This window comes from Tardiphaga robiniae (genome assembly GCF_001618955.1).
GTDB lineage: Bacteria > Pseudomonadota > Alphaproteobacteria > Rhizobiales > Xanthobacteraceae > Tardiphaga > Tardiphaga robiniae_A.
This window is the reverse complement of sequence record NZ_LVYV01000001.1, coordinates 605389-631780: the sequence shown is the minus strand read 5'-3', so window position 1 is coordinate 631780 and position 26392 is coordinate 605389. Positions and strand designations below refer to the sequence as shown.

Below are 26392 nucleotides of genomic sequence, written 5' to 3'. Positions count from 1 at the left end.
TACCGAAGCCAGCACCATCGACCGACGGAGAGTAATTGTCTGGGGAGTGTGCAATGCGTGGATCCAGAATTATCCTGGCAGCAACAAGCTTCCTCTATGTCAGCGGGGCAGTAGCTGCCGACATAGATCTGACCGAGCTCAGAAAGGTCGAATACACGTCGATGAGCCCGACATGGAGCGTTGTTGGATCCTTGTCGCCCACCTACACGGCCAATGCTCTGTTTTCGCGCGATGACCGGCGAGGGGACTTCTACTATGAGCCTGATGTAAGCTTGCGGCTGGACGGCAAACTTGCGCCGGATCTGTCCTACCGCATTTTTGCACGTGCTCAGTTCGAAGCATTTTCCAGAGAACACGACGGCAATGCCGCCATTGCGCGTCTCGGCGCGCGCCTGACGAAGAATCTGTATGGCTGGAGAATAAGCGCAACCTACGAAAACAGATATGACTACGACGGCGTGTTTCGCGATCTCGCCTTCACCTCCCACGATGTCACCGGCGCCATCGCGCGCGATTTCAGCTTCGACAATGTCACGCTCTCGCCGCTCCTCCAGCTCACTTATCGTTTCTCCGATCTCGCCGAGGCCAGGCGCTGGCGTGCCGATGCGCTGCTTGGCATCGAGGTCGAGCTGAATTCGAAATGGTCGATCGTCAGCACGCCTTTCATCGAAGCGTTCTGGTTTACAGACGGCTTGAACCGCGACCGGCAGGACCAGATCTATTCGGCGTCTCTCGGCCTGAAATACAACATCGCCAGCAACGTATCGCTCACGACGAACGTCATCTACGAGGCACGAAATTCGAACGTGGCGCTGCGTCATTATAGAGATTGGATGATCGGCCCGCGGCTCGACTTCGCGTTCTAGAGATCAGGACACAAGAGGCAATCATGCGGAATTTGATTGTAGCGGCAGGTACAGCAATTCTCTTCATCTGTACGGCATTCGCCGCCAATGCGGAGCCACGCGACTCCGTCGAACGCGGCGACCGGATGGACCGGGATGCCCTGCGGGACGACATTCGAGTCGATCGTCTGAAAATTCCGCAACACCCGATCGTCGTCGAGGAACCCCAGCAGCCCGTTTACAATACGAAGAGCAAGCAGAAATCAAAGCGGAGCACGGACAACAGTCGTTAGCAGTATGGACCTGCCCCGTGATCTCCAAGGCTGAGAGGGCCTTGATCATTTTGTGAGCGTGACGTGCAGGGTAGCGCAACGTGCAGGGTAGCTCATTGCGACCAGATTTTGCGGAAACGGGTGGCTTCCATGAACTCTGCCGAGACTGGAAATATCGGTGAGGCGAGTCCGGCGAGGTGGTCGGATGTCATCGGCGGTGCTGTGATCCGCGCTATCGGCTTCTTCTGCTTCTGGCTGGCGCTGACGCGCGGTGATCCCGGCGATTTGGGGCCCGGTCTGATTGCAGCTGCCGCAGCGACCTGGGCAAGTCTCAAGCTGCTTCCTGCCGAACAGTGGGGTTTTCGCCCGATCAAGTTTGCCGGATTCGCCCTGCATTTCTTTCATCAGTCGATTGTCGCGGGAGTGGACGTTGCGCTGCGGGCGCTCCACCCACGGCTGCCGTTGCAGCCGGGCTTCGTCACCTATCAGGCGCAGCTGCCGCCGGGCACGAAGCGGAATACGTTTTGCGCGATCATGAGCCTGATGCCGGGTACGCTCCCGTGCGGAACGTCGGGTGACGGCAGTCTGGCCATTCATTGTCTCGATGTGACGCAGCCCGTCGTCGAACAATTGTCGATGGAGGAAACCCTGTGCATGGGGGCGCTCGGAAGCGCAAAATCCGATGCCTAGCCTGCTGTTGGGTGCCTCGATCTTTGTACTGCTGACGGTGGCACTGGGTTTGTTCGCCATTCTTCGGCGATCGGCCGATGTGGACCGCCTGATGGCCGTCCAACTGCTGGGTACGGGAGGAGTCGCCATCCTTCTTTTGCTCGCGGTCGCAAGCGAGACGCCGCCCATCGTGGATGTGGCAGTGATGCTCGCGCTGTTCGCGGCGTTTGCGGCCGTCGCATTCGTCAGAGACGCGTCCGGCGCGTCATCCGAAGCCAAAGGGGAGTGAGGGGCGCATGAGCCTCGTCATGGATATCCTGACCATTTGCGCGGTCTCCGCAGGAGCGCTGTTCTTCCTTGCGGGCACGGTGGGTCTGTTGCGTTTTCCGGATACGCTGACGCGTCTGCACGCCCTGACCAAGGTTGATAATCTCGGTCTTGGCCTGATCGTTCTGGGCTTGCTGCCGCAGACGAGTAGCCTGCTGGCGGTCAAATTGGTGATCGTCTGGCTGCTCGTCCAGCTGTCCGGGGCGGTGGTCACCCAACTGATCGCCGGTGCGGTACGTCAACACGGAGCAGACGGATGAGCATCGCCTCCGTCTTCGATGTTGCTCTCGTTGCGTTGATCCTGGCGATCGGTGCTTCAACAATCCTTGTGCGCAAGGCGTTCGCCGCAGTTGTCATGTTCGTCGTCTATGGGCTGCTTTTGTCTATTGCATGGGTTCGGCTCCATGCCGTCGATGTGGCTCTGACAGAGGCGGCGATCGGCGGCGGAATGACCGGCCTGTTGCTGCTCGGCGCCGTTGCGCGTTCTCGCTCGGTGAATGTCGGTGGTCCATGGATTGGGCGGCCGGCGCGCCTTGCGACCTGTGCATTGTGTGCGCTGGTCGTGGCGGGTCTCGCCATCGCCATGCTCCATCCGCCGGAGGTCATTCCGACGCTCGCACCGACGGTGATGGAAAGCCTGCCGCAGAGTGGTCTCGGCAACCCTGTCGCCGGCGTGCTGTTCGTTTTCCGTGCGCTCGATACGCTGCTCGAAAAGGTGGTCCTGCTGCTCGCTTTGCTCGGGGTCTGGTCGTTGGCGCCGGATCGCGCTTGGGGTGGAATGCCCGGTTTGCACGTTTACGCACGGTCCGATCCCACGCTGATCTTTCTGGCTCAGCTTTTGCCGCCGGTGGGAATCGTGTTCGGAATCTATATGTGCTGGGTCGGGGCGAAGGATCCTGGTGGTGCCTTTCAGGGCGGCACGGTGCTGGCTGCGATGTGGCTCCTTGTCATTGTCGCAGGACTACAGAAGGCCCCTGCGATTGGTCGGCTCTGGCTACGTGGTCTGCTCGTCGCCGGGCCGGTGCTGTTCCTTGCCATTGGCCTGGCTGGATGGGTATTTGCCGACGCTTTTCTGGCTTACCCGGCAGGTTACGCCAAGCCGCTGATTGTCGCCGTGGAAGCCGCTCTCACGCTGTCGATCGCTGTCGCGCTTGGCATGCTGGCCGCTGGACCGCCGGAACGGGCGCAACAGCAATGAACGCGGCAACGCTGTTCGGCTTGTGTGGCGCTGCGCTGGTGGGCATCGGACTGTACGGGCTCATCACGAATCCCGAACCGTTACGCAAGATCCTTGCATTCAATTTGCTTGGGGGTGGTGTGTTTCTGCTATTCGGCGTTATCGCCAGGCGGGCGGCGGTGGCCGGGCTCGGCGGTGACCCCGTCCCGCAGGCGATGGTGATCACCGCGATTGTCGTCGCCTTCGCCGCGACGGCCATGGCTATCGCGCTCGTGCAGCGTCTCGGGGATGAGACCGGTCGTGCCTCGATCAGTTCCGACAGCTCTGGAACCGGCGATGGCGAGGAAAAATCCTGATGCCGGCTGCAACCGCGCTTGAAGCGACAACTGCCGACGGGGCGCTTCTTGTTCTGGCCATCATATTGCCGGTGATCGGCATCCTGCTGTCGTTTGTCCTTGGCGGACGGTACGCCGAAAGAATTGCCGGGATTCTGTTGCCCGCTGGTCTTGGCGTGGCATGCATTGTCTTCCTGAAAGCATGGCACAGCGAAAAGTCGCTGAGCTACATTGTGGGTAATTGGCAGCCACCGCTGGGCATCACGCTGTGCGCCGACGGACTTTCAGTCGCGATGATGGTGGCAATGGCCATCGTGATCTGCCTCATCGGCGTGTTCGCGCATGCGAATTTCGGCAGTCGTGCAGTGTCAGTTGAAACCCGCGCACCGATGGTGTTCTGGGTCATGCTCATGGCGATCTCGGGCGCGATGAACATGATCTTTATCAGTGGCGATCTGTTCACACTCTATGTTGCGCTTGAGCTGCTGACCTTCGCTGCGGTGCCGCTGGTCTGTCTCGATGGCCGCGCGGAGACCTTGCAGGCCGCATTACGGTATCTGCTCTTTGCGCTGCTGGGCTCGATCCTCTATCTGATCGGAACGGCGTTGCTGTATGGCAGCTATGGGACCCTCGACATCGTCCTGATGTCGCAACGCGTGCATCTTGAGCCAGCGACGCTCGCTGCCGCGACGTTGATGACGGTCGGGCTGTTCGCCAAAACCGCGCTCTTCCCACTGCATCTCTGGCTTCCCCCGGCGCATGCCGGCGCACCGGCGGCTGCTAGCGCGGTTTTGTCAGCAGTCGTGGTGAAGGGATCGTTCTTTCTCATCGTGCGGCTCTGGTTCGACGTCATGCCGGGACTGCTAAGCGTGGCCGGCGCTCAACTCGTCGGGGCGCTGGGGGCATCGGCAATCATATGCGGCAATGTCGTTGCGCTACGCCAGCGACGGCTCAAATTGCTGATCGCCTATTCGACGGTCGCGCAGATTGGCTATCTGTTTCTGATATTTCCGCTCGCTGCCGACCCGTTGCATCTCCAGTATGGCGATGCCCTGACGGGAGGCATGCTCCAGGCCATCTCGCACGCGACGGCCAAGGCAGCCATGTTCATGGCTGCCGGACTTGTCTATGCCTCCCTTGGACATGACGAGATCTCGGAGCTTGGCGGGATCGCACGTGCGCTTCCCATGACGATGTTCGCCTTCGGTCTCGGTGGCGTGTGCCTGATCGGCTTGCCGCCAACGGGTGGCTTTCTGGCAAAGTGGCTGTTGCTGGAGGCGACGGTGGCAACGGCGCAATGGTGGTGGGCAATCGTGATTATCGCAGGCGGGCTGCTCACGAGCGCCTATGTCTTCATCGTGCTGTCGCGTGCGATGGGGGCGCCGAGCGAGCCGCTGACACTGCACGCCGCGGTGCCGAAGTATCAGGAAGTAGCGGCGCTGGGGCTGGCGTTGCTCTCGGTATTGCTGGGGCTCGTGGCGCTCGGTCCGATCGATGTTTTGCAGGTTGGTCGTCCGGAGGCGCCGATGGCTTGGCTGCGATGATAGAGGCTTATCCCTTGCTGGCTTTCGCCTTGCTCTTTCCGCTCGGGATGCTGCTGGCTTGCCTCTGGCCAATGGCATTGCTGCGAATGCCTTCGTATCTGGCGTTTGCTCCGATCCCTGCATTTGCGGCCGTTCTTTTTGTCTCGGACGATTCTCCGCTTGTCGTCGGCCCGGCCCGTCTGCATTTGACTTTCGCTCTTGATCTCCCCGGGGCGTTGCTGCTCGGCGTTGCTGCGCTGCTGTGGATCACGGCCGGTGCCTATGCGTCACCGTATCTGCAGGGCAGGCCGAACCGCGGGCGGTTCGCCGTGTGCTGGCTCACCGCACTGACGGGTTGCATCGGTGTATTTCTCGCTGCCGACATGGTGAGCTTCTATTTGTTTCTGGCGATGCTGACGCTTGGCGCCTGCGGCCTCATCATCCAGCATGAAACGGCCGAAGCGTGGCGTGCCGGCGCGATCTATATCGGCCTTGGATTGCTGGCGGAGACATTGTTGCTCATCGCCTTCGTGTTGCTCGCGATGGATATTCCCGGCAATGGGCTGTTAATCGGCGATGCCGCTGCCGCACTACCGACGTCGCCGCATCGCGACCTGATCATCAGCCTATTGATCGCAGGCTTTGGCATGAAGGCAGGCCTTGTTCCATTTCACGTCTGGATGCCACGGGCATATGCAGCAGCGCCGGCGCCGGCTGCCGCAGTACTGAGTGGCGCAGCCGTCAAGGCAAGCATCCTCGGAATGATCCGCTTTCTTCCCCTCGACACAGCACTGCCCCATGCAGGGACGGTACTCGCAGCTGCAGGCTTGTTCGCGGCGCTCTACGGGGTGGTGATTGGAATGACGCAACGCAGGCCCAAGGTTGTGCTGGCCTATTCCAGCGTCAGCCAGATGGGATTCATCGTGGCCGTCATTGGTATGGGCATGATAGCCGGAGATGGCCGCACTGCACTGGCGGCGATCTTCTATTCTGCGAACCACGTTCTGGTCAAAGGCGCGCTGTTTCTCTCCGTCGGTGTGATCGCCGCGACCGGTCGCCGATATCTGTTGCCCATCCTTCTCCCTGTGGCGATCATTGCAGTCGGCCTTGGCGGTCTCCCGCTGACCGGCGGTGCCCTGGCAAAAATCGTGGTCGACGGACCGCTCGGGGACGGGGCCGCCAACACGGTTGCAACGCTGTCCGCTGTCGGCACGACGCTGCTCATGCTGCAGTTCGTACGAGGCCTTGTGACGACGGTATCAACAGATCAGGAGGCGACAGCGGCGCCGAGCTTGTTCTGGCCATGGTTGTCGACTGCTGCAGTGTCGCTCATCGTACCATGGGCGCTATTCCTCGCGGTCCCCGAAGGAATGTTGCCAAATCCCTTGGCGCCCGAGCTGCTGTGGAAAGCGCTGTTTCCGGTTTTGTTGGGCGCCATCTTGGCCGCAGTGCTGTGGCGCTGGGTGCGACGGCTGCCCCATATTCCCGAGGGAGATATCGTCGTGGTTCTGGACCGGTGCGCGAAGATCGCTCCGGCCTGGGGCAAGACCATCGAGCAAGCGGAGGGCATGCTCCGCCAATGGCATGTGGCAGGAATTTCACTGCTCGCACTAACACTGGCTCTCGGAGCGACACTGTTGGCCCAGTGAGTATGCCGGACAATCGACATCTCTAGAGATGCGATGATGGTGTCGTCAGGCTGACACTGCGGCCAAATTCTTTATGCCAGCGATGACACGCTGTCGCAGTTCAACGCGCTGCCGGGATGATACACCCAGAAGGTCTGCCGCACGCCAGATCAGATTCTCTTCAAATTCGTTGACCCGCTGATCCGCGTAAACGGTCTCCCACATCAGTTGAACGATCCGTCGACGTCCATCGTCATCGAGCAGCTCATTGAGCCGCCGGGTAAAGCGATAAAGATCGACCGCGCTACGGGCGAGTGCATCTGCATTAACGAGCAGTTGAGTCGTAGGCGCGTCATCCAGCCCATAATGCGATTTGAAGATAGCGTGCAATCTGGCGCGCCTGATATCCGATAGCTCGCTATGGACGGTTGCAACGTGGATAAGCAACGCCGCAGTCACGATGAGAAGCTCTCTCTGCTCGACGTTTTTCCGTTGACTGGCGTCTTCGATCGCACGCGAGATGAATGCCTTGATTGATCCAAACATCACCCGACCACTCTCTCCAGGAACGACGATGACTGTGCTCTTGCGGCCCGCCATCCGGGCCTGCGATATACAGGAAATTGCAGGAGCGATCGTCTGAACTGGAGATGGCGTTCGTCCATCGGCGCCGCAACTTTCTTACAGAATTTTAAGGTTTCCGGATTCGGCCAAAAGGAAGGCAAAGCAGCCGCCAGTCCCTGCGAATGACCTGGAATCTTCTGCGGGCGCGCGCGTTGCTGCGCGTATCTGAATCCAGGTCATTGTTCCCGAGCAATCCGGGTACTCATCATGACCTGTTCAGGGTTTTTCCCGATTAACTATTGCGTGCTGACGGCTAGCCTCGTGCGGCAGACGTGAGACTATTTTTGTCGCGGCTTCGAGAGGGAAGCAAATGTTCAGCATTCGCTTATTGACGGTGGTATGTGCCTTCCTGATTCCGCAGATGCTACCCGCATCGGCTCACGCGCAGCAGCTTTTTCGCGTCGGCGGACTGACATGCAGCACCGGTCCGAGAGTCGGGCTGGTTCTTGGCTCACGCCAGGAGATGCAATGTGTCTTCCTGTCGAGCGTGGCTGCGCGGCAATATAACTACAGAGGCACGATCAGACGGGTTGGCCTCGATGTCGGTGTAACGCGCGGAGGAACACTGTTCTGGGGTGTCTTTGCGCGAAACAGTAATATCGGCCGCGGCACATTGCGAGGCAGCTATGTCGGCGCAAGCGGAAATGTTGCCATCGGCCTGGGCCTCGGTGCCAACGTCCTGGTCGGCGGATCGCGCCGTACGATCACGCTGCAGCCGCTCTCTGTCGAGGGCCAGATCGGATTGAATCTGGCACTGGGCATATCCAATCTCGTTCTTCGATAGTCGTCATTTTTCGTCGTCATCGCTTTAACCGGGTGGGTAGGACGGTCTTTGCGGGGGTGAGAATGCTCTCACCGATCCGGCCGACCATATAGGGGAAGAACGGGTTTGATGACGCCCGCATCAGCGAGTCGAGGCTGGCGATCAGCACATTGCGTTCTCCGCGCGGCGCCAGGGTACCGAGGTTTTCGCCAAAATCCTCGGACTTGTCCGGCTCCGCCCCATAGAGAGAATCGCTGACCGGAAATGGCAGCGCCACGTGCGACAGCGAATAGAAGCCCCGTGGATAGTTCAGGCCGATCGGGCGAGAATGCTCGTCGACAGTGCCGGCCTCGGTCACACGCTCGATCACGTCGTCATTATTGTCACCGGAATTGGTAATGACGGCGAGGCGGTAGCGCCGCGGGCCGCCCGGTACAATACGTGCCAGCGCGGTATCGGTGCTGGTGCGGAGCAGGGGGCCAAATCGGGCGGTGCGGTTGACGTCAAACAGAACGAGTTCGCTCCCATTGGCAGGCAGATGGGCATAGAGCTCGGAGACGATGGCCCGCGTGCTGACGGTGAAATCCATCAGCGACTGGAATGTCAGGATGGGTGGAAACTGACTCAGTCTGCCTTCACTCGCATAGCGCGCGAGCCTCCTTTGCAGAGCCCGGGTCAGAAGATGCGATTGACGCGCGCCGTTTACCGGGAATGAATTGTACTTGAAGGGATTGAACTCCGGAACGACGTCGAGCCATGCGGCCTTGGCGAAGGCGGGCAGAATTGCCGGAAATCCCGCGAGGCCGGCAAACCGTGCAAAACTGGTGATGCCGACCATCGGCGAGATCAGTATCAGGCAGTCGGGTCGCGACAGTTTTTCGTCGTCGATGGCATCAAGCGCATACATGATGGCCAGTGCACCGCCATTGGAAAATCCCACCAGATGCAGCGGCACGGGTGAGCCCATCCGCTTCTTTACTTCCCGCACCGCGAGCCGCGTGGCAGCCATCCAGTCTTCCCACGCGATATCGGTCAGCGCGGCCGGAACTGTGCCATGTGCCGGCAGCCTTGGGACGATCGCCAGGAAGCCTTGATCGCGGTAGAAGCGCGCAATATGGCGTTGGCTGTAGGGAGAGTCCGTCAGGCCGTGAAGAAGCACGACCGCTCCGATCGGCTTCCCCTTCGGCTCCAGCACAAAGGAGCGGTTGAAATCCTGCACGAAATGCGGGGGATAGACCGGGCTGCCTTCGAAATACCGATTGGGTGGCACACGTTCTGTCGCATCGAGCTTCTGCGATACCTCGCGCTGGACTTCGTCGAAAAGCTCCGCCTCAGCCGCCATATATTGTGCCCAGTCGGCAGTATCCAGCTTGCTCGCATGTAGCTCATGCGGAACGTAGGTGTGCCATGTCTCGAGTGGCAGTCCTCGCTGCGAATCGTAGATGCGGACAGCGAAGATCGTCATCAGCACGATGCCGAAAAACGCCATCAGGATCTTTGCAAATCTGAAGATTCTGGCCCGCACGACCGAACCTCGTAAATGACGACGTGGTGCAAGATGGCCTGGAAAAACTAAAACGCGACGGGAGATATAAGGGAAAGCACCCGAGCGGGTATCGGGCTTTACCCTGATACTCAGTAACTTCTTTGGCGACGTCCCGATCCGCGTATACGACGGCAGCCATATGCAAAACCGTTCGATGCGGAGAAATCTATCAAATTCGTTAGGAGATCGCGGTGTGGACTAAAATGGTCCGCCTTGCGGCTGTCCATCAGTTGGCCCGGCATCTGAATATCCGGTTGCCGTTCTCGTCGAGAACGAACACCAGACTGGACCCGCAAAGCGCGCCGGCCTTGCCCAATTCCGTAGCAAGGGCCCGCGCTTGCGTTATCGCAAACTTCGGATTTGAAAGGCGGCTTCCGATCTCATCGGGGAAAACTTTCGGCCCGTCCAGGATATGGAAAAAGTATCGCATCGGCCTCCAATAATTCGGAGGAGCGGCGTGTCCCAGTGAATAATTGGTAAGGCGCTGACACATGCGGTCGGCATTGGCTCCGTTACCAGATGACGGCGTGCGAGATCTCCGGGCGCGTCACGCGCACCGACCAAGGGTTTTCCCCGATAGCTCTGGCTCTGGAAGTGCATTTCAAATCGGGATGTTTGAGCGGTCACAGAGTATCAAATTGTCAGGGAGTTACGAATGCGCCGGATCTCAGCCTTGCTAGTTCTACTCGCGCTGTCTGCAGTGGTTCCGCTGGCGGATGCGCTTGCCCAAAGCGCAGCAGGACGTGGCGCAGTGTCCGGTGCGATCATTGGCGGCGCTGTCGGCGGGCGACGCGGTGCGGCCATCGGTGCTGCCACCGGCGCGGCCGTGGGGAGTCACAGGCGACATTGGCATAGCCGCTATTACTGGCGCCATGGTCGTTGCTGGGTCCGCGCATCGAGCGGAAGATCCCATCCGGTATCGCATCGCTATTGCAGGTGAGCGACACGATTGCACCGTTTCGCCTGCGATAGCCATTCCAGCGGATCACGATCTTTTGCTGTCATCGCAGGGGTGATTCCGCGGCTCAGATCAGGTTAACACCCGATATCGTGATGCAATCGCGTCATCCATTATTTCGAGGATTGAAAAGGAGGATGCGATGCAGAACCTGAAAAAGCGTTTTTTATTGTCCCTGCTTGTTTCGACGATACTCGCGAGCGCGAGCATGGTATTCGTCACCACGCAGAGCGAAGCCAAGGGAAGGGCGTGGTGTGCCAAATCACAGTCGCGGGGCACCGATTGTAGTTATGACACGATCGACCAATGCCGTGCAGCGGTCAGCGGAACAGGTGCGTCCTGTCGCAAGCGCGTCCGTTAAGGCTTCTTATCGTCATTGAAATGGCGCTCCATTGACCCGTAGCCGATCAACGGAGCCTCCATATACAAACGAAGCGGCGGCCTCCGACGGAGGCCGCGTAGGTCTGTGAGCCCTCCGCCCTAGTCGGCGATATCAGCGTTCTGCGTCTCAGCAGAAACGCGCCGAAAACCAGCATATTTTGCCGCAAGGCTCCCCCACCCGTGTGCGTGTAGCTGTTTAGCGCGATACTTGAGCCCGGGGCTGCCCTGGGGATGCTTCCAACCGTCGCCCCAGCCACAGCTTATCAATCGCGAGCTGATTGAGGATCTTGCGGATGCGAGAGATTGCCCTCAGTTCGTCGCGCAATTCCCCGTGCGCGGTTTCAACTGCTTCCGCGACTGGCGTCTCGCCGAGCCTGCGCGCGTTTATTGGCCTGCGACACCCTTCCAATCCTTGAAGGGGGGATCTTGGTATTCCGGCGCTGGTTCGGGATGGATCGCATTCCTTCGCTAGGGCGAAGATCATTATGCGGTCTTGTGAACTGCTGTGCCCGCCGCAGGGCTAATGCGCGCCGCGCGGCCTCTCCGAGTTCCCTTCTCGCTTCGAATTTCTGCAGGCGCTTTAGCTCCTTGTTGAGGCGTTTGATAGCGGCAACGAAGACCTGCTTGCGCTGAGTTGCATGCTCGGCCGTTCCCGAAAAGCTATTACCTCTGGGTTCGGCTTTTCCTCTTGCCTCACGCTGTCGATGTCGCGCGAGGGTATGCTCCCTGCCATGGAGATCCCGTAGCCTCGAACGAAGGCTCTCGAGCTTCTCGCGCGCTAATTCTCCGATGGCGGGATGATGAGTAGCGAGAATGATTTCTTGCTCATCGTGTTTCAGAATACTGATTTCAAACCTGCTGGATGCCGCCATCGCCTCTTCCTCGACCAGTGTAATCACCCATGCGTGGGTGCGGATCATTCGCGTTGTTCCGCGCCTCCTTCAGCACCGGCGTCCAACACACGGTCGTCGCGGTGCCGTCTGATGGAGGCGCACGCTCCGAAACTATTCTCCCGTCCCATCTGAAGTATCGGGTCATCACCTTAGATTGGCGAGGGAACTGCACGCACTGCCTTTGAATGGAAAACCCTGAATGTCGGGCCAATTAAAGACTATGGACTAAGGGCTTTCGCAAACATCTGCGGCTTGCGCCGAGCCCAGCAGACGAAACTTCAACGGACACTCTCTCCGTCAGCCAAATCGCGCCTCCGCTTGCGATTTGGGCAGCAGCGCCGCGGGATCTCTTATATAGCGCCAGTCGCTTTGCGAGCTCGGGCCGAAGGTGTGTCTGTTACAAGGCGCTGAAGACTGAAATTTGCTGTCATGCGCGCTCTGTCAGGCCAGCGGGAACGACAGCGGCGAGATTTCCGTCAGCTTGCGCAACGATATAGTCGGCATTGCGGATGACCGTGATCGTCATGACGACATCTCCCGTGCGCGTTTGGCGCTTCAGCTCGATGTCGAGATCCGCTCTGGTCGGCATTACCTGCATCAGGACCAGCCGACCAGACACCCATAGACCAGAATCGGGATCGCAAGAAGAATGCGCTGGATTGCTCAGCGCAGCGTCTTGCGCTCCCTTTATTCGGCGGCGATCGCGACTTGACCCAGTCTGTCGAAGACGACGTCGCCGCCCAGAATGGTGAGATCGCAGCGGGTGTCTTTCTCGACTTCTTCGGGCGCGCAGGTGAAGACGTCGTGGCTGAGCACGGCGATATCGGCGAGCTGGCCCGGCACCAGACGGCCGACGCGCTCTTCGGCGAATTGCGTATAGGCGCCAAAGTAAGTGTAGGCGTGGATCGCTTCCGCCATCGACAGCCTCTGCCCTTCGCCGAGCACCGTGTGGCGGTTGGACATGCGCGTCGTCATCGTGAACAGGTTCTTGAATGGATCGGTGGTGGAGACTGGTGCATCCGAGCTTGCGGCCGGATGCAGACCGGCGTCGAACCACTTGCGCATCGGATAGGCCACGTCGGTGCGCGCCTGACCGAGATTGGTGATGTAGAGGTCGCCGAATTCATACATGAAGATCGGCTGCGGGACCGGATCGATGCCCGAGGCTGCCATGCGCGCGATCTGGCCGTCGCTCAGGAAGCCGCAATGCTCGATGCGATGGCGGCGGCCAAGGATAGGGTTCTCCGCCGTACCCGCTTTCTCGATACCCGACAGCACCTGCTCGATGGCAGCATCGCCGATGGCGTGGATCGCGAGCTGGTAGCCGAGGTCATGATAATGCGCGAGATAGTCGTGCATTTCCTTGTCGGTGTAGCAGAAGATGCCGCGGTTATCGGGATCGCCAACCAGATAGGGCTCGGACATCGCAGCGGTGAGGCCGCCGGCGCTGCCGTCGCCAAACACTTTCATCGCGCCGTAGCGCAGCATGCCGACCTCGCGGCCGAAGCGATAACCTGCAGCATGTGCCTGATCGCCGATGCCATCGGTGTTCCCGTAGATGCAGACCCAGGTGCGCAGTGGCAGCGAGCCGTCCCTGGCCATGTCTTCATAGGCCTCGATCTCAGCCATGCCCGCGGTCATGCCGACCGCGGCGTCCATCACGCTGGTAAAACCCTGCGAGAGCATGAACCGGCCGGCGCTATCGATCGCGTCTCGCAAGCGCTCGGCGCTTGGTTTCGGCGCGGCATCGACAATCAGGCGCAGCGCGCGTTCGGCCAGCAGGCCTGTCAGCTTGTTGTCGCGGCGCTCGATCATGCCGCCGTCGGGCTGCGGCGTGTTGTGGCCGATGCCGGCCGCGCGCATCGCCTGCGTATTGATCACGGCGACATGGCCGCAGGTGCGCTTGAGATAGACCGGATTGTTCGGCGCGACCTGATCAAGCTCTTCCGCGGTGGGGTGGCGCTTTTCCGCGAGTTCGTAATGGTCATAGCCGCGACCATTGATCCATTCGCCGGGCTTGGCCGTCTTGGCCTTCTCGGCGACGCGGCGCAGGATCTCGCCGATGCTGTTGGCGCCGGTCTCCGGCCGCAGATTGATCTCGGTCATGGTCAGGCCGAGCGGCAGCAGATGCATATGCGCATCGTTCAGGCCGGGGATGGCGGTACGACCGGCGAGTTCGATGATGCGCGTATCCGGGCCGGCAAGCTCGGCGATTGTCTCTGCGCTGCCCGTCGCCAGCACGCGGCCGTCCTTGGTCGCGATCGCTTCGACGAAGCCTTCGTTGAGGCCGCAGAAAATGCGACCTCCGGTGAGGATCAGGCTCGGCTCGTTCATATGCATTCCACCTTCAGTCAATTGGCCACGCGCAGCGAATGACGCAAATTCGCGTGCGCGGCAAGATTGCACATTGGGCAATGCAAGCCCGCAGTTTCAGCATTGCCCCACACATTGCCTTGCAGCGGCATCTGTGATGGATTCCAATGTTGGCAGCATGTTCAGATAACAAGTGATGAGAGTCCGCGCGATGACGACCAATACTCAGGCTGCAACGCGTGCGACGGTCGAAATCCCGAGCATTCCCTGTGACGCCGAGGGTCCGGTGTTTCGCGAGCCGTGGGAGGCCCAGGCCTTTGCCATGGCCGTGACACTGCATGAGCGCGGCGTGTTCACCTGGACGGAATGGGCTGCGGCGCTGGCTGCCGAGATCAAGCGCGCCCAAGCGGGTGGCGATGCCGACACCGGGGAGACCTATTACCGACACTGGCTGGCGACGCTGGAAAATCTGATCGCCGAGAAGGGCGTGACGACGGCGGATGCGCTTCATCGCTACCGCGACGCCTGGGATCACGCCGCCGATCGCACGCCGCATGGCCAGCCGATCGAACTGACCCCGGCGGATTTCGCGCATCACACCTAGCGGTCGCGCGATTACGCCAGCGCCTTCACCACCGCATTGAAGAAATCATTGTCCAGAATCGGCGCGTTCAGCGTCGTCGGTTTCGAGCGTGCGCTGAGCACCACGCAGATCACGCGCTGTTTCGGATTGATGTACAGCATCTGGCCGAAAATACCGCGCGCGACGAAGGCGCCGTCATCGAGCGTGCCGTCGGGCGTCGGCACGATCCACCACATATAGCCGTAATCGACGCGCCGGCCGTTGATCTGCCTTGCCGCGCCGGCCTCGCGCACCCAGCCTTCCGGCAGCACGCGTTCACCGTCAATCACGCCGTCGTCAAGAATGAACCGGCCGAATCTGGCATAGTCACGCAGGGTGGCAAACATGCCGCTGCCAGCGACCTCTAACCCGCCTGGTGCTTCCAGCCACCACGCGCCGTCCTGCTCCATGCCGAGCTTCGACCAGATTTTCTCGGAGAGATAGTCGCTCAGCCATTTGCCGGTGGCGGCCTTCACCAGCGCGCCGACAACATGGGTATCGCCGGTCGAATAGGTCCATTGCGTGCCGGGCGTCGCGGCGCGCGGGCGTTCGGCCATGTAGCGCATGACGGCGCCGGGCTCTTGCCCGACCTGCAATGCGAGCATCTTGCGGCGCTCGGAATTCGCATCGGTCTGGTCGTCGCTCCAGCGCAAGCCCGACGTCATCTGCATCAGCGTCCTTACGCTGACGCCCTCATAGGCGGTGCCGGAAAATTCGGGAAGATACCTGGTCAGCGGGTCGTCGACGCTCTGGATATAGCCGTCCTGGATGGCGGCGCCCACCAGCGTGGTGCTGAAGGATTTCGCCATCGACATCGACAGCCAGCGCGTACCGGCATCGATGCCGAGGTCGTAATGCTCAAGCAGCACTTCGTCGTCCTTCATCACCAGAAGTCCGGCGACGCGGTTGCGCGAGACATAGTCGTAGATGTCGAAGGTGCCGGCGGTGGAGACGATCGGAAAGTCTGGCAGCGCGCGCTTGCCGTAAGTCAGCGGCCGCACCGGTGCGCCCGCCTTGATGGTGCGGGTCGCGAAATTCATCTCGGGCGTGACGAAGGTCCGCAGATGATCGATGGGCATCGATCGGCCGGCATAGGAATTGATGATCGCGTCGGTTGCAGTCTGGTTTGCGGTCTTGGGACTCGTCGCGGAAGCTTGACGAATGGTGCTGTTGGCTTCGCCTGCACCCGGCGGCACATCTGTCACAGTCAAAGGTCTGTCCTGCATCTTCGGCGCGTCGATGCGCTCAAGGATTTACTATGGCAGGACAGAGGGGCTGTCGAGGGTGCCAAGGTTGAATCGCGTGATGCGCCGGGATCACCGGCGCGTGCCGCTGATCCCGGGATAGCGGTACATCACGCTGATTTAGGTCAAACCGGTCCGGTGTCCTGATGCGACAATCAGCGAACCGCCGTCGTGTTCGAACTGGTGAGCGCGGTCGGCTGGCCGGCCTTGATGATGCGGGCCGTCTGGGTGCCGTCGCTGGTGCCCGTGCGGGCGGCAATGCCGAAACCTGCAACCGCGATGCCGGCAACCAAGGCGACAACGACGATCTTGAGATGCGTGCTGCGGTCTGCGCTGTGGATCGAGTGGTTCATGGCGGCCTCCTGCCGTCTACGCGGCTACTTGTTGCTTGGAGGTGTAGTCCCGGCCGGTTTCCAGCCGATGGCGTCCGTGTAGAAAATTGTTTCGTGGGTGCAGAGATTTGTTTCGTCGCGTAACCGGATACTTACGAATCCAGCGGTTTTGGCGCCTTTGGCGGTATTTGCGTCATCCGTATTCTTCAATGCCGTGAAATGGCGGACAAAGTCCGAAGCGCTTCGCCCCACGCTGTCATTCCGGGGAATCTCGATGTGTTCACTCACTCTCGTCATTCCGGGGCACATCGAGCCGCGTAGCGGATCGGTGTGAACCCGGAATCCCGGAGTGTTTGGCTCTACGGAGACTCCCATGTCGAGATTCCGGGTTCGGTCCCGTCGCCTGCGGCGTCGGTCCCGCCCCGGAATGACAGTTTGGGGGCCAGGAAGCCTACCAGATATTTTTCCTACTCTCCGTTAACAATATCTCCATCTTGATTATATCCCCCTTCGTCCGGCCCCGATGAGAGGGGCGAGCGCGATCGTCACGTTCGCGGGGCTGGATGCGGTGGACGCCGGAGATGCGGCGTTACGCGGTTCATGGGTGACGTCTGTCTTCGGGCAGGACGGATCTGCGCCAGCACTGCCACTGGCAAGGAGACGGCCGACCTTGGGATGGAAAGAATTCTGGACAGTGTGACGGACGACCAAGTCAAAACGTGTCCGGCTTACTCGCTTGAGGCTCCCTTCCCATCGCCTTGGGACTTTAATTCGGTGATCGGATCGTTCGTTGAGGCAAAGTGCAAGCAACCGAAAAAACACCGCAGGCGGAACGCTGGGCAATCGCTCGTGCTTTCCGAAAGTCCTGATGCATTACCCCATGCGGAAGACCGCATTCGCATCAGGCCCAAGGGTGCATCGGGCACCCGGCGTTCCGCACGCCCTCTTTTCGGAGAGGGTCGAAGGAATGCTCATAGCTCGGACGCGCAAGCGCCGCGAGAATGCGGACGCGTGTTTTCACTTCACCGAAGCAGGTGCCGCCGACCCATCCAATTTAGGTAAGCACCACTGCTTGTTATTGCGGAGGATGGACCTCAAAACTCCTCCTCGGCAGGCTCATGGGCAGACGAGGATCACATGATCATCAAGCCCAGCGCATCGTGGCACACCCGCTCGACCCTCAGCAGGTTGGCGCACATCCTCGAACGGACCGGACTCGCTTTGCTTGGGGCTGCCTGCGGGTTGTTCGTTGCCGAGGTCGGCCGCTTCATCGAGGTCATCGGTTCGGGTGAAGTCGTGTTCGCCATGATCATTTATGGGGCTACCGGCTTCTATCTCGGGATCGATCTGCCCCAGGTTCCTGCCGATTACCGCATGCATCTGCCGCTATGGCGCGGGCTGGGCAACAGTGCGGATATGGTGGAGCTGCTCACTGCGGCCGGTACCTTCATAACATCGGTGACGGCGATCACGTCAGTCTCCAGTATCATTCTGGGTGAAACTGTCGGCCCCAGGACGGCTGGCATCATCTGTTTGAGCTGGGCAATCGGCGCCACCATGCAGATCGCTGCCGGTATCATCGCGCGAATAGAGTTAGGTCGTGCCGTGAAAATGGCGAAGCTCGCGCTCTTCTCCCGGTGAAAGGTCAGGACAATCCCGGCTGACGGAGGTCGAACATGCCGCTCTATATGTATCAGGCTGCCTACACGCCGGAATCATGGGCCGCGCAAATGAAGAATCCGCAGAACCGCGTTGAATCCGTTGGACGGCAGACGACGGAGGCGGTCGGAGGAACATTGATCGGTGGTTGGTATTGCCTGGGCGAATATGACGTGATGCTGATCGCCGATGTGCCGGATATCGAGAGCATGGCAGCCATCGCCGTCGCGATTGCGGCGGGCGGCGCCATCAAGTCCAGCCAGACGACTGCGTTGATGACCGGCGAGGAACTTGTGGCGGCCCTGAAGAAGTCGGAGTCCGTCATCAAGGGTTACAAGCCCGCCCGATAGACATCGGTGGCGTCGATCGCCCGCATTCGCTGGAGACATTCGTGCTCCGGGCTCGGAACTGCCGCTATCGTCCCGGTGTCGCATTCACCAGCGCGAGGATCTCGTCGCCGTAATGCTCCAGTTTCTTGTCGCCGATCCCCGGGATTTCGCGGAGCTGGTCGAGTGTGGTGGGATGTTCGCTGGCGATGCCGTCGATGGTGGCGTCGTGCAGCACGACATAGGCCGGGACGTTGCGCTTCTTCGCGACTTCCGAGCGCCAGGCGCGCAGCACGGCCAGCAGATCGGGATTGGCATTGTCGCTGCGCGGTGCCGCGAGATCGCCGCGGCGGGATTTACTGCGCGGGGCGCGGCCGGTACCGCCGGTTTCCTCGCGGAACATCAGTTCGATCTCACCCTTCAGCACACCGCGCGCTTCTTCCGTGAGCTTCAGCGCATTGAAGCTATCCGCATCCGCATAGAGAAAGCCGCGCGCCACCAGCTGTCGCATCACGGCGCGCCATTGTTTCTCGGTGAGTTCGCCGCCGATGCCGAATACCGACAGCTTGTCATGGCCGAACTGCTTGACCTTGTCGGTGAGGCGGCCGATCAGCACGTCCACCAGATGCATGGCGCCGAATTTCTGCCCGGTGCGATAGGCGCAGGATAGAAGCTTCTGCGCGGCGACACTGCCGTTCCAGACTTTCGGCGGCGTCAGGCAGTTATCGCAATTGCCACAGCGCGTGCCGGTCGCCTCTTCGCCGAAATAGCCCAGTAGCCGCGTGCGCCGACAATCGACGGTTTCGGCAAGGCCGACGAGCGCATCGAGCTTGCGGATCGAGACGCCCTTGAACGTCTCGGATCCGGTGGACTCGTCGATCATGCGGCGCTGCTGCACGATGTCCGAGAGGCCATAAGCCATCCAGGCATTGGACGGTTTGCCGTCGCGGCCGGCGCGGCCGGTCTCCTGATAATAGGCCTCGATGCTTTTCGGCAGATCGAGATGGCAGACGAAGCGCACGTCGGGCTTGTCGATGCCCATGCCGAAGGCGACGGTGGCGACGATCACCACGCCGTCCTCATTGATGAAGCGATCCTGATTGGTTTCACGCAGGCGCGCATCGAGACCCGCATGGTAGGGCAGCGCGAGGATGCCGGCCTTGTTCAGTGCCGCGGCGGTGTCCTCGACCTTGGCGCGCGACAGGCAATAGACCACGCCGGCCTCGCCGGAATGCCGGTCGCTGATGAAAGCCTGCAACTGCTTCTGCGCATTGGTCTTGTCGACGATCTCGTACTTGATGTTGGGCCGGTCGAAACTCGCGACGAAATTCGGTGCGTCGTCGAGGCCCAGCCGCTGCACGATCTCCTGCCGGGTCAGATCGTCGGCGGTGGCGGTCAGCGCAATGCGCGGAATGTTAGGGAACCGTTCGGCGATAACCGAGAGGCCGATATATTCGGGCCGGAAATCGTGGCCCCATTGCGCGACGCAATGCGCCTCATCGATGGCGAAGAGGGCAATTCTGGCACGGCCGAGCATGGCGAGGCAACGCGGCGTGACCAACCGCTCCGGTGCGACGTAGAGCAGGTCGAGTTCTCCGGCGAGCAGCTGCCGCTCGACCTCGTTGGCTTCGTCCCATGACAGGGTGGAATTCAGCACCGCCGCCTTGACGCCCGCCTCGAGCAGGCCGGCGACCTGGTCGCGCATCAGCGCAATCAAGGGCGACACGACGATACCGCAGCCCGGGCGCAGCAAGGATGGCAACTGGTAACACAGGGATTTGCCGCCGCCGGTCGGCATCAGCACCAGGCAATTGCCTCCATCGGTCACGTGGCGGACAATATCTTCCTGTGCACCGCGAAAACCCGGCAGGCCGAACACCGAATGCAGCACGGACAATGCGTCCGAGGTCTGGAACACGTCTGGCTGATTTTTCGATTGACGCGAGGCGCCGACGGGAACGGACATGGCGCAGGTCTATTCCTGATTCGAGGGTCGCGTATATCCCAAGGGAACGTGTCATTCCCGGGGGGGAGCGCGTCGTTCCCCGGGGAATGCGTCATTCCCTAGGGAATGCTTCATTCTCTATGGCATCGCGACCTTTCGCCTTGATCGCGCCGCTTTACCCCTGTCGATGAACCGGTCTAAGACAAGACAGCGCGAGCGCGCCAGCGTCGCTGCAACCGGGCAAAAAGAAAAGCCGTATGCCATTCATTTTGCGAATCTTTTCTTGGCTTCTGAACCGCGGCCGCGGACCCAAGATCCGTTGGCTGGCAGCCAATGAGAATGCCGCACGAAAAGTGCGCCGGAAATTCAGGAAGGGGCCGAAATCCGCGATCCTGTCCCATGTCATCGCCCATCGACCGTCCGTGACGCTGGTGGGGCGGCTGCCCGCGGTCGAAATCTGGAACCTGTCCGATCCGAAGCGCGTCGCGCTGCTCTATCTGCAGCATGGCCGCAAGCTGCGTCTGCCCGCGCCAAAGGCGTTGATGGACGATGCCGTGAAGCGGGCCCGCGCCGCGGAATAGTGGAAGTGGTCCACGCGGGGCCACTTGTGCCGGGTGGCGTCATGGGCTTGACGGGCCAGTTCCGAGCGGGGATGGTCGCGCCCGGGTCACTCCGTTCCACACTCAATGAAAGACTTCTGCATGATCAAGCGTCTCGGTCCCGGCAAGCGTCTCAGTCAGGCTTCCATCCATGGCAACACCGTCTACCTCGCCGGCCAGGTGCCGGATGAATATTCGGGCGACGTCAAGACGCAGACCAAGCAGGTGCTCGACAAGATCGATGCGCTGCTCAAGGAAGCCGGCACCGACAAGAACAACATCCTCAGCGCGACCGTCTGGCTGCCGAATATCAACGACCGCGATGCCGTGAACACGGTGTGGGATGCCTGGGTGCCCGAAGTTGGCCCCGCACGCGCCTGCGTCGAGTCGAAGCTCGCGGACCCCGCCATCAAGGTCGAGATCGCCGTCATCGCAGCGATTCCGTAAATCATGTCTCTCGTTGCCATTGCGGTCGCCCCAAACGGCGGCCGCAAGGTCAAGGCCGACCATCCCGCCGTGCCGCTGACGCCGGCGGAGTTGGCGGTGACGGCCGCGCATTGCCTTGAGGCAGGCGCGGCGATGATCCATGCCCATGTGCGCAATGCCGACGGCAGTCACCTGCTCGATGCGGCGGCCTATCGGGACGCCATCGCGGCGATCCGCAGTGCAGTCGGCGACAGGCTCGTCATCCAGATCACCTCCGAGGCGCTCGGCAAATACACACCGGCGCAGCAGCGCGCCGTGGTGCAGGCGGTGAAGCCGGAAGCGGCGTCGCTGGCGCTGCGCGAACTGGTACCCGATGCCGGCGAGGAGCAGGCCTTCGCCGATCTGCTCGGCTGGATGAAGCGCGAGCGCGTGACGCCGCAGATCATTCTCTACGATGCGGCTGACGCCGTGCGGCTTGCAGAGTTTCGCAAACGCGGGCTGGTGCCGTTCGAGAAGCTGCCAGCGCTGTTCGTGCTCGGCCGCTATACGGCGGGGCAGACGTCGCATCCGGCCGATCTGCTGCCGTTCGTCGTGCCCGGTGCGCCAACATTCGAACACTGGAGTGTCTGCGCCTTCGGTGCGCAGGAGACGGCCTGTGTCACCGCGGGCGCATTGCTCGGCGGTCATATCCGCGTCGGCTTCGAGAACAACGAATTGCTGCCGGATGGCTGCCGCGCCAAAGGCAATCAGGATCTGGTTGCGGCGGCGCGACGCGCGATCGAAGCTGTCGGGCTGAAGTACGCGACGGCGGATGAGCTGCGCGCCGCGACGGCGCTCTAACCTCTCCCCGTTCTTTACGGGGAGAGGTCGCCGCGTTTTCGCGGCGGGTGAGGGGCGGCGCGCTGTAGTCGTCGCACAATCGCACTCACGGTTCGCACCGATCCCGACCCGATAGACCATGCGAGATGATAGGCCATTGCCTTGCCCGTCGTCCCGACCTTCTCCCCGCGCAGTGCGGGGAGAAGGAGCGCGACGCCGGCGCCAGGATTACTCACTCAAACCACGGCCATTCCGCGCCGCCGTCATGCGTGACGGCCCCGCCGGGCGCCTGTCCGACGAGCTTGGCATATTTCGCCAGCGCACCGGCGCGGTGACGCGGCGGACGCTGGGTCCACGCCGCCTTGCGTACCGCAAATTCCGCCTCGTCGATCATCAGATCCAGTCGCCGCGCCGGCGCATCGATCCGGATCGGATCGCCATCACGCACCAGCGCGAGCGGTCCGCCGATATAGGCTTCCGGGGAGACATAGCCGATGCACATGCCGCGCGTGGCGCCGGAGAAGCGGCCGTCGGTGATCAGCGCGACCTTCTCGCCCATACCCTGGCCGTAGATGAGCGCGGTGACCCCGAGCATCTCGCGCATGCCGGGTCCGCCGACCGGACCCTCGTTGCGGATGATCAGCACATCGCCTTCCTTGTAGCTGCGGTCCTTCACCGCGGCGACGCAGCTTTCCTCGTCCTCGAACACGCGCGCCGTGCCTTCGAACACTGTCTTCTTCAGTCCGGCGACCTTGATCACTGCGCCATCGGGGGACAGGTTGCCCTTCAACACCGCGACGCCGCCATCGGGCATGATCGGCTTTGCTGAACTGTAGATGATCTCGCCATCGGCCTTGTTGGCGTTGCCGTATTCTTCCGCGATGGTTCGGCCGGTGATGGTCAGGCACGAACCGTCGATATGGCCGCTCTCGACCAGTGCACGAATGACGACCGCCGTGCCGCCGATATCGTAGACATCCTTGGCCACATATTTGCCGCCCGGCCGCAGATTGCCGATCAGCGGCGTGCGCGCGAACACCTCGCCGACATCGTCGATGGTAAATTTGATGCCGGCCTCGTTGGCGATGGCCGGCAGATGCAGCGCGGCATTGGTGGAGCCGCCCGTGGCGGCCACGATGGCGGCGCCGTTCTCCAGCGATTTGCGCGTAACGATGTCGCGCGGCAGCGGGCCATCGTTGCGCAGCATGTCCATGACCAGACGTCCGGCGCGCCGGGCGAACTGCGCGCGCTCGGCATAGACGCCGGGGATCATCGAGACATTGGGCATGGTGATCCCCAGCGCTTCGGACACCATCGCCATCGTATTGGCGGTGAACTGGCCGGCGCAGGCGCCGATGGTCGGCAGACACGCGCGTTCGATGGCGTCCAGCTCCTGCTTGTCGATGTCGCCGGTCATGAAGGCGCCGACGGCTTCATAGGAATCCAGCGCGGTCAGCGTCTTGCCTTTGTGCAGTCCCGGCAGCGAACTGCCGCCATAGATGAAGATCGACGGCACGTTGCATCGGACCATGCCCATGATGACGCCGGGCAACGTCTTGTCGCAGCCACCGAAGCCGATCAGCGCGTCATAGGCGAGGCCGTGCATCACAGCTTCGATACTGTCGGCGATGATTTCGCGCGACAGCAGCGAGAACTTCATGCCCTCATGGTTCATGCTGATGGCATCGGAGACCGAGATGGTCGAGAACTCGCGCGGTGTGCCGCCGGCTTCGGAAATACCGGTCTTGGCGGCGTCGACCTGAAAGTCATGGGTCATGTTGCAGGGCGTCTGCTCGCCCTTCATCGACACCACGCCGATCATGGGTTTTGCGATCGCCTCGTCGTCGAGGCCCATGGCGCGCATGAAAGCGCGGTGCGGGGCACGGTCGAGGCCGTCGGTGGTGACGCGGGATCGCAATTTCTTCATGGGGCGTATCTTTCGGTTTCTTGGTCTTGTCGTTCAATGCAGTGAGGCCACGCCGCGGGGCGTGGCCTCAGGACATCATACAATGAGATATCGTGTCTTGCTCTACTGGATCGGCGCGACGATGGTCGGGTGCTTGAACTGCATCGCGTCCATCTTCGGCAGCATGCCGGCCTCGGTGTAGATATCGAGCATCTTCTGCATGGCCGGGAAGTTCGGTGCTGCGCCCGGGTCGCGGGCGAAGTCGTTCTCCTTCAGCAGATAGGTCTCCAGCACCGGGATCGGCGCCTTCATGACTTCGTTGACGACCTTCAGCGTTTCCTCGCGGTTGGCCAGCGCCTTCTTCATGCCAAGGGTGATGTCGGCGACATAGGCCTTGGCGAGTTCGGGGTTCTTGTCGACGAAATCGGCGCGGCAGGCTTCAAGGATATGCACGATGTTCGGCATCGCTTCATTCAGCGAGAACAGCTTGCGCGTGCCGCCCTTGGCTTCCATGCGCGCGGCAAATGGCTGGTTCATGTTGATCGCGTCGACGCGACCCTGGCGCAGCGCATCTTCGGAAGCTGCGAAGCCGATCTCGATCAGCTTGACGTCCTTCTCGGGATCGACACCGGCGCCTTTCAGCAGCATCTTGAACGGCCCGTAGGTACCGCCGCCGATGACGGAAATGCCGACATTCTTGCCCTTGAGATCGGCGATGGTCTTGATTGGCGAGTCATCCTTCACCGCCCAGTAGACCGAGAAGCTGCCGGGCTTTTCCGACACGTGCTGCGCGACGATATAGGCCTTGAGATTGCCGCCGTTGACGCCGTTGGCGAGCGACAGCACGCCCTGGGTGGCGCAATCCAGCGCGCCGGCGGCGAGCGCCTGCGTCATCGGCGAGGTGCCCTGAAACTGGGTCCATTCGATATTATAGGTCTTGCCGAGATTGGTGAATTCGGTCGGGCGTTTCATCATCCAGTATTTGGATTCTTCGGCCGGAATGGTCCAGCCGACCTTGATGGTCGGAATCGTCTGCGCCTGTGCAACACCCGACACCGCTCCCGCCGCGAGAGCCGCCGCCATCAGCCACTTCGAAGAACCCAGCTTCATGCCCGCTCACTCCCGTTTGATGATGGCCAGACCCGGCCAAAAGAAAAGCCCCACTGTCTTGAAGCCTTTCATGCTTCAAATATTCTGGCAAGCGAGGTCCGTGCCCAACATTCATTCGTGCTGTGGCGCAACAATTGGCAGTTGCGCAGGCGTTGATATCATCGTTGCTGCGGCTGCGGACGCAGCGTAGATAGCTCGCAGATGCGAGCAGCGTGGCTCGCGGTAGAAGGACAACGGAGTCAAAATGGTGGATTCAGCAGGCGGCAAAGAGAAGCTCGGTTACCTCGGCCTCGGCCTGATGGGACTGCCGATGACCAAGCGGTTGCTCGGCGCCGGTTACGATGTGGCCGTCTGGAATCGCTCGCCCGGCAAGGCCAATGCGCTGCTAGAGGCCGGTGCGAAAGCAGCCGTCAGCCCGCGCGATGTCGCGGCGCATGCCAGCATTATCTTCATGTGCCTCACCGATGCATCGGCGGTGGAGGAAGTGGTGTTCGGCGACAACGGTCTGTCCGGCGCCGATGGCAACGGCAAGCTCGTCGTCGATTTCTCCTCGATCCATCCGGACAAGACGAAGTCCATCGCGGCGCGGCTGAAGGCGGCGAACGGCATGGGCTGGATCGATGCGCCGGTGTCGGGCGGCACCAAGGGCGCGGAGGAAGCCACGCTCGCGATCATGGCGGGCGGCGAGGCCGCCGATGTCGAGCGTATCAGGCCCTATATTCTGGCGATGGCGCGCAACTTCACGCATATGGGGCCGACCGGCGCCGGGCAGATGACCAAACTCTGCAACCAGGTGATCGTCGGCTGCGCCATGGCGGTGCTGGCCGAAGCGACGCGGCTTGCCGTGAATGCCGGTATCGACGCCAAGCGTCTGCCGGAAGCGCTCGCGGGCGGCTTTGCAGATTCGATCCCGCTGCAACTGTTCGTGCCGCGCATGGCCCAGGGCATTCATTCGCCGCCGCTCGGCCACATCCACACGATGCTCAAGGACCTCGATACGGTCGTCGCCGTGGCGCAGGACACATCGACGCCGGTGCCGATGGCGGCGCTCGCGGCGCAGATCTTCCGCATGGGCAAGGCGGTGCGCGGCGCCGATGCCGACGCGCTGGAGATCTACAAGCTGTCGGCACCCAAAGAGTGAAGATCAAGG

General features: G+C 61.3%; 29 protein-coding genes. 18 read left to right on the top strand and 11 right to left on the bottom strand.

Annotated elements, in window-relative coordinates; all coding sequences use genetic code 11:
• Window positions 1-53 precede the first annotated feature (53 nt).
• From A4A58_RS03010 to A4A58_RS02970, 9 genes are all read left to right on the top strand, one after another.
• Window positions 54-866, top strand: a complete 813-nt coding sequence (locus A4A58_RS03010) for an outer membrane beta-barrel protein (protein ID WP_068729652.1) — start codon at window positions 54-56, stop codon at window positions 864-866.
• A gap of 23 nt (window positions 867-889) precedes the next feature.
• Window positions 890-1138 (top strand): hypothetical protein, encoded by a 249-nt coding sequence (locus tag A4A58_RS03005; protein ID WP_068729649.1) that lies wholly within the window; start codon window positions 890-892, stop codon window positions 1136-1138.
• Between the two features lie 129 nt (window positions 1139-1267).
• A complete protein-coding gene (locus A4A58_RS03000; protein ID WP_068729647.1) occupies window positions 1268-1807 on the top strand; it encodes a Na+/H+ antiporter subunit E in 540 nt (179 codons plus the stop codon).
• Window positions 1800-2075 (top strand): monovalent cation/H+ antiporter complex subunit F, encoded by a 276-nt coding sequence (locus tag A4A58_RS02995; RefSeq protein ID WP_068729646.1) that lies wholly within the window; start codon window positions 1800-1802, stop codon window positions 2073-2075. The genes A4A58_RS03000 and A4A58_RS02995 overlap by 8 nt, the downstream gene beginning before the upstream one ends.
• A 7-nt stretch (window positions 2076-2082) precedes the next feature.
• Window positions 2083-2373 (top strand): cation:proton antiporter, encoded by a 291-nt coding sequence (locus A4A58_RS02990; RefSeq protein WP_068729644.1) that lies wholly within the window; start codon window positions 2083-2085, stop codon window positions 2371-2373.
• Window positions 2370-3311, top strand: coding sequence for a hydrogenase subunit MbhD domain-containing protein (locus A4A58_RS02985; protein WP_068729643.1), 942 nt, complete (start codon window positions 2370-2372; stop codon window positions 3309-3311). The genes A4A58_RS02990 and A4A58_RS02985 overlap by 4 nt, the downstream gene beginning before the upstream one ends.
• Entirely contained in the window at window positions 3308-3646 is a 339-nt protein-coding gene (locus A4A58_RS02980; protein WP_068729641.1) for an NADH-quinone oxidoreductase subunit K, read from the top strand. The genes A4A58_RS02985 and A4A58_RS02980 overlap by 4 nt, the downstream gene beginning before the upstream one ends.
• A complete protein-coding gene (locus tag A4A58_RS02975) occupies window positions 3646-5169 on the top strand; it encodes a complex I subunit 5 family protein (RefSeq protein WP_068729639.1) in 1524 nt (507 codons plus the stop codon). The genes A4A58_RS02980 and A4A58_RS02975 overlap by 1 nt, the downstream gene beginning before the upstream one ends.
• A 185-nt stretch (window positions 5170-5354) precedes the next feature.
• The gene (locus A4A58_RS02970; RefSeq protein ID WP_204378156.1) at window positions 5355-6797 is read left to right on the top strand and encodes a proton-conducting transporter transmembrane domain-containing protein; all 1443 of its coding nucleotides are present in this window, start codon (window positions 5355-5357) and stop codon (window positions 6795-6797) included.
• 45 nt (window positions 6798-6842) lie between these two features.
• On the opposite strand, the gene A4A58_RS02965 is transcribed toward A4A58_RS02970, so the two are convergent.
• The gene (locus A4A58_RS02965) at window positions 6843-7376 is read right to left on the bottom strand and encodes a TerB family tellurite resistance protein (protein WP_068729636.1); all 534 of its coding nucleotides are present in this window, start codon (window positions 7374-7376) and stop codon (window positions 6843-6845) included.
• 334 nt (window positions 7377-7710) lie between these two features.
• Here A4A58_RS02965 and A4A58_RS02960 point away from each other — a divergent pair, with 334 nt between their 5' ends.
• Entirely contained in the window at window positions 7711-8184 is a 474-nt protein-coding gene (locus A4A58_RS02960) for a DUF992 domain-containing protein (RefSeq protein ID WP_068729634.1), read from the top strand.
• 16 nt (window positions 8185-8200) lie between these two features.
• On the opposite strand, the gene A4A58_RS02955 is transcribed toward A4A58_RS02960, so the two are convergent.
• On the bottom strand, window positions 8201-9628 hold the full coding sequence (locus A4A58_RS02955; RefSeq protein WP_244499679.1) for an alpha/beta hydrolase: 1428 nt from the start codon (window positions 9626-9628) through the stop codon (window positions 8201-8203).
• A gap of 307 nt (window positions 9629-9935) precedes the next feature.
• A complete protein-coding gene (locus tag A4A58_RS31795) occupies window positions 9936-10139 on the bottom strand; it encodes a DUF6894 family protein (RefSeq protein ID WP_068729630.1) in 204 nt (67 codons plus the stop codon).
• Between the two features lie 670 nt (window positions 10140-10809).
• Here A4A58_RS31795 and A4A58_RS29490 point away from each other — a divergent pair.
• The gene (locus A4A58_RS29490; RefSeq protein WP_081421672.1) at window positions 10810-11028 is read left to right on the top strand and encodes a DUF3551 domain-containing protein; all 219 of its coding nucleotides are present in this window, start codon (window positions 10810-10812) and stop codon (window positions 11026-11028) included.
• A 361-nt stretch (window positions 11029-11389) separates the two neighbouring features.
• Here the strand turns inward: A4A58_RS29490 and A4A58_RS02945 are convergent, their stop codons facing one another.
• The 3 genes from A4A58_RS02945 to A4A58_RS02940 all read right to left on the bottom strand — a co-directional run bounded on the left by A4A58_RS02945 (window position 11390) and on the right by A4A58_RS02940 (window position 14275).
• The gene (locus A4A58_RS02945) at window positions 11390-11968 is read right to left on the bottom strand and encodes a hypothetical protein (protein WP_244499641.1); all 579 of its coding nucleotides are present in this window, start codon (window positions 11966-11968) and stop codon (window positions 11390-11392) included.
• A 400-nt stretch (window positions 11969-12368) separates the two neighbouring features.
• On the bottom strand, window positions 12369-12530 hold the full coding sequence (locus A4A58_RS30710) for a hypothetical protein (protein WP_158005637.1): 162 nt from the start codon (window positions 12528-12530) through the stop codon (window positions 12369-12371).
• Window positions 12531-12628: 98 nt separating this feature from the next.
• Complete coding sequence (locus A4A58_RS02940) at window positions 12629-14275, bottom strand: amidohydrolase (RefSeq protein WP_068730409.1); 1647 nt, start codon at window positions 14273-14275, stop codon at window positions 12629-12631.
• Window positions 14276-14465: 190 nt separating this feature from the next.
• Here A4A58_RS02940 and A4A58_RS02935 point away from each other — a divergent pair, with 190 nt between their 5' ends.
• Window positions 14466-14858: a nitrile hydratase accessory protein gene (locus tag A4A58_RS02935; protein WP_068729628.1), complete on the top strand. Its 393-nt coding sequence runs from the start codon at window positions 14466-14468 to the stop codon at window positions 14856-14858.
• Window positions 14859-14869: 11 nt separating this feature from the next.
• On the opposite strand, the gene A4A58_RS02930 is transcribed toward A4A58_RS02935, so the two are convergent.
• Entirely contained in the window at window positions 14870-16081 is a 1212-nt protein-coding gene (locus tag A4A58_RS02930; RefSeq protein WP_244499678.1) for a serine hydrolase domain-containing protein, read from the bottom strand.
• A 194-nt stretch (window positions 16082-16275) separates the two neighbouring features.
• Complete coding sequence (locus A4A58_RS02925; RefSeq protein ID WP_068729625.1) at window positions 16276-16473, bottom strand: hypothetical protein; 198 nt, start codon at window positions 16471-16473, stop codon at window positions 16276-16278.
• Between the two features lie 1116 nt (window positions 16474-17589).
• Here A4A58_RS02925 and A4A58_RS02920 point away from each other — a divergent pair.
• Both A4A58_RS02920 and A4A58_RS02915 read left to right on the top strand, forming a co-directional pair.
• Window positions 17590-18093 (top strand): hypothetical protein, encoded by a 504-nt coding sequence (locus A4A58_RS02920; protein WP_068729624.1) that lies wholly within the window; start codon window positions 17590-17592, stop codon window positions 18091-18093.
• Window positions 18094-18128: 35 nt separating this feature from the next.
• Complete coding sequence (locus A4A58_RS02915; protein WP_068729622.1) at window positions 18129-18461, top strand: GYD domain-containing protein; 333 nt, start codon at window positions 18129-18131, stop codon at window positions 18459-18461.
• A 64-nt stretch (window positions 18462-18525) separates the two neighbouring features.
• Here A4A58_RS02915 and recQ read toward each other — a convergent pair whose 3' ends face one another.
• On the bottom strand, window positions 18526-20403 hold the full coding sequence (recQ, locus tag A4A58_RS02910) for a DNA helicase RecQ (RefSeq protein ID WP_068729619.1): 1878 nt from the start codon (window positions 20401-20403) through the stop codon (window positions 18526-18528).
• 332 nt (window positions 20404-20735) lie between these two features.
• Here recQ and A4A58_RS02905 point away from each other — a divergent pair, with 332 nt between their 5' ends.
• The 3 genes from A4A58_RS02905 to A4A58_RS02895 all read left to right on the top strand — a co-directional run bounded on the left by A4A58_RS02905 (window position 20736) and on the right by A4A58_RS02895 (window position 22247).
• A complete protein-coding gene (locus A4A58_RS02905) occupies window positions 20736-20963 on the top strand; it encodes a hypothetical protein (RefSeq protein WP_139069771.1) in 228 nt (75 codons plus the stop codon).
• A gap of 120 nt (window positions 20964-21083) precedes the next feature.
• Window positions 21084-21428, top strand: coding sequence for a RidA family protein (locus tag A4A58_RS02900; protein WP_068730407.1), 345 nt, complete (start codon window positions 21084-21086; stop codon window positions 21426-21428).
• 3 nt (window positions 21429-21431) lie between these two features.
• Window positions 21432-22247 carry a 3-keto-5-aminohexanoate cleavage protein gene (locus tag A4A58_RS02895; RefSeq protein ID WP_068729616.1) on the top strand — a complete coding sequence of 272 codons (816 nt, stop codon included), beginning with the start codon at window positions 21432-21434 and terminating at the stop codon, window positions 22245-22247.
• A gap of 211 nt (window positions 22248-22458) precedes the next feature.
• Here the strand turns inward: A4A58_RS02895 and ilvD are convergent, their stop codons facing one another.
• Window positions 22459-24153, bottom strand: a complete 1695-nt coding sequence (gene ilvD / locus A4A58_RS02890; RefSeq protein ID WP_068729615.1) for a dihydroxy-acid dehydratase — start codon at window positions 24151-24153, stop codon at window positions 22459-22461.
• Between the two features lie 102 nt (window positions 24154-24255).
• Window positions 24256-25215 carry an ABC transporter substrate-binding protein gene (locus tag A4A58_RS02885; RefSeq protein WP_244499677.1) on the bottom strand — a complete coding sequence of 320 codons (960 nt, stop codon included), beginning with the start codon at window positions 25213-25215 and terminating at the stop codon, window positions 24256-24258.
• Between the two features lie 271 nt (window positions 25216-25486).
• On the opposite strand from A4A58_RS02885, the gene A4A58_RS02880 reads away from it, so the two are divergent.
• Window positions 25487-26383, top strand: coding sequence for an NAD(P)-dependent oxidoreductase (locus A4A58_RS02880; RefSeq protein ID WP_068729612.1), 897 nt, complete (start codon window positions 25487-25489; stop codon window positions 26381-26383).
• The last annotated feature ends 9 nt before the right edge of the window (window positions 26384-26392 follow it).